Source organism: Methylobacterium sp. WL18, assembly GCF_008040015.1.
Classification (GTDB): domain Bacteria; phylum Pseudomonadota; class Alphaproteobacteria; order Rhizobiales; family Beijerinckiaceae; genus Methylobacterium; species Methylobacterium mesophilicum.
The window spans coordinates 1-2,693 of the sequence record NZ_VRVD01000634.1 but is presented as its reverse complement, the minus strand read 5'-3'; the positions used below and the strand labels follow the sequence as shown (position 1 = coordinate 2,693).

General features: G+C 67.7%; 2 protein-coding genes. One reads left to right on the top strand and one right to left on the bottom strand.

Going from position 1 to position 2,693, the window contains the following annotated elements; all coding sequences use genetic code 11:
• The coding region (locus FV228_RS26150; RefSeq protein WP_147857201.1) for a CHASE3 domain-containing protein at positions 1-825 on the bottom strand (825 nt) is incomplete at its 3' end.
• A 396-nt stretch (positions 826-1,221) separates the two neighbouring features.
• Between FV228_RS26150 and FV228_RS26145 the strand changes: the two genes are divergently transcribed.
• Positions 1,222-2,421: a lytic murein transglycosylase gene (locus FV228_RS26145; RefSeq protein WP_147857200.1), complete on the top strand. Its 1,200-nt coding sequence runs from the start codon at positions 1,222-1,224 to the stop codon at positions 2,419-2,421.
• Positions 2,422-2,693: the final 272 nt, after the last annotated feature.

Here is a 2,693-nt window from a genome sequence, read left to right as displayed (position 1 = left end):
GGCGTCGGCTTCCCGGGCGGTCGCGGCGTCGCCGGCCCGCTTGGCGATCAGCGCGCCCTTGAACACCTCGACCGCCGCCGCCATGCGGCCGATCTCGTCGCGCCGGTCGCCGCTGGGGACGGTGACGTCGAGATTGTCCCGGGCCAGCTCCCCCATCACCAGCGTCATCGCGCGCGTCGGGATAGCGATGAGCCGGGTCAGCAGGAGAGCGCCCGCGATGGCGGTCGCCAGGAGGGCGACGAGGGACAGCAGCGTCGCCGCATAGGATGTCGAGAAGGCGTCGGCCTCGTCGGCCTGCCGGGCCGTCAGCAGGGTGCGCTCGGTCGCCTCGATCTCCCCACCCTTGGCGCGAATGGCGTCCATGAGCGCCCGGCCGGCACCGCCCCCCACGCGTGCGCGGGCCTCCGCCTGGGTACTCGGCTGACCCATCAGGGCGATCTCCGGCTCGGCGATGTCGGACTGCCAGCGCTTCGCCAGGGTCTCGACCTCGGCGATGCGGGCCTGCTGCGCCGGATTGTCCGATGTCAGCGTCCGAAGCCGCTGTAGATTCGCGTCGAAGGCCTGCGTGCCGCTGCGATACGGCGCGAGGAACGCCGGGTCGGCGGTCACCAGATAGCCCCGCAGGCCGGTCTCCCGATCGACCATCGTGGTGATCAGCGACGCGTTCACGTTCAGGACGTCGTAAGTATGCTCCGACCATCCGATCGAGGATTGGATGAAGGATAGTTTTCGGTGGTTGATAATCCCACCTCCAAGAGCGATGACGATCAATATCGCGAATGCGCCAACGACTTTCTTCGCAATCGATAGATCTGCAAGGCGCATGGTCCAGATTTCCTCCCGGTGTCCGAAATTGATTCTCTTTCATATAGACAGTCGTGGATTAATAAGTTGCCGTCAAGAATCAACGCAATCCCAGCGGATCGCTGATTGCACAATGGTCGATATTTTACTTTATTGAAAGATTGGAAAAGTATTCGGTGGGAGAAATTTACAACAATCAATGTATCGATCATTCGCAAACTAAATCTGCCGTCAAATCTCATTCCGTCGCGAGGCTGCGACCGGACGACTGAGTTTCACCGCATGGACTCCGGGTGCCGCGCGGCGGCGTCCGGTCAGTCAGCCAGGCCGGTGGATTCGGTGCGGCCTAACCGCTCCTTAACCCTGGTGTTGCCTGATTCGGCGTTCATGCAACGGACGTCGAACGGGAACGCCAGGATGCGGATTCACTCCCTCGGATCGGGCGTCGCGCTCGGGGTCGGGCTCCTCGCGGGTCTCGCCGCGTTGCCGGCGCGCGCCGACTTCGATTCGTGTCTCGCCGGCATCCAGGGTCAGGCGGCGGCAGCCGGGGTGTCGGCCCAGGCTTTCCAGGCGGCCACCCGCGGCATCAGCTTCGACGACAAGGTGATCGAGCTCTCGCAGGCGCAGCCCGAGTTCAAGACGCCGATCTGGGACTACATGGCGGCGCTCGTGGACGACGAGCGGGTCGAGGACGGACGCGCGGCCATGCGCCAGAACGCGTCCGCCCTGGCCCAGGCCGAGTCGCGCTACGGGGTCGACCGCTACACCATCGCGGCGGTCTGGGGCGTCGAGTCCAATTTCGGCAAGAACCTCGGCAAGATGCCGCTGGTGCAGTCGCTGGCGACGCTCGCCTGCTCGAACAACCGCCGCCGGGACTTCTTCCGCGGCGAGTTGATCGCTACCCTGCGGATCATCGAGCGCGGCGACATCGCGCCGGAGCGGCTCACCGGCTCCTGGGCCGGCGCCTTCGGCCAGACCCAGTTCATGCCGACCACCTATCAACGGCTCGCGGTGGACGGTGACGGCGACGGCCGGCGGGACGTGGTCGATTCGGTGGCCGACGCGGTCGGCTCCACGGCGAACTTCCTGCACGTGGCCAAGTGGCAGAACGGCCAGGTCTGGGGCTACGAGGTCAAGCTGCCCCGCAGCTTCAGCGTCGGCGCCGCCGGGCGCAAGAACAAGAAGCCGATCGCCCATTGGGCCTCCCTCGGCGTGACCCGGGTGGACGGGCGCCCGCTCTCGGGCGAGGGCGCGGCCGGCATCATCGCACCCGCCGGCATCGACGGACCGGCCTTCCTGGTCACCCGGAACTTCGACGCGATCTACTCCTACAACGCGGCCGAATCGTACGGTCTCGCCATCGCGGTCCTGTCGGACCGGCTGCGCGGCAAGGCCGGCGTCCAGGCGGCCTGGCCGACCGACGACCCACCCCTGTCCCGGGCCGAGCGGCGCGACCTCCAGACTCGCCTCGCCGCCCGTGGCTACGATGTCGGCGAGCCGGACGGCAAGGTCGGCCAGAAGACCCGCGACGCGATCAAGGACGTCGAGCGCAAGCTCGGCATGACCCCGACGGGCCGCCCCGGCGGCAAGGTGCTGGAAGCCCTGCGCGGAAGCTGAGAGGGTGTGAGTCGTCCGGCCGTCACGCGCGACGGACGACGCGGTGCGTCCCGAACCGTCCATTCCGGCTCGCGATTCCGGGGCGGGACTGACGCCCTGCCCCCCTCTCGACCCTCGCTGACGCGAGGCCCCCTTCCCCCGCAGAGGGGGAGGGAGACGCACTTGGGTCCGGCCGTCGCGTCCATTCGGCAACGACATGTCAGCGTCGTAGCCCGCCCGGGCGAAGGGGCCCGCCCCTTGTCCTGCGCCCGGGTGTTCGGCCTCCGCTCGGC

Coding starts and splice junctions, on each gene's coding strand:
- FV228_RS26145 (WP_147857200.1), top strand. CDS start 1,222: ATGCGGATTCACTCCCTCGGATCGGGCGTCGCGCTCGGGGTCGGGCTC.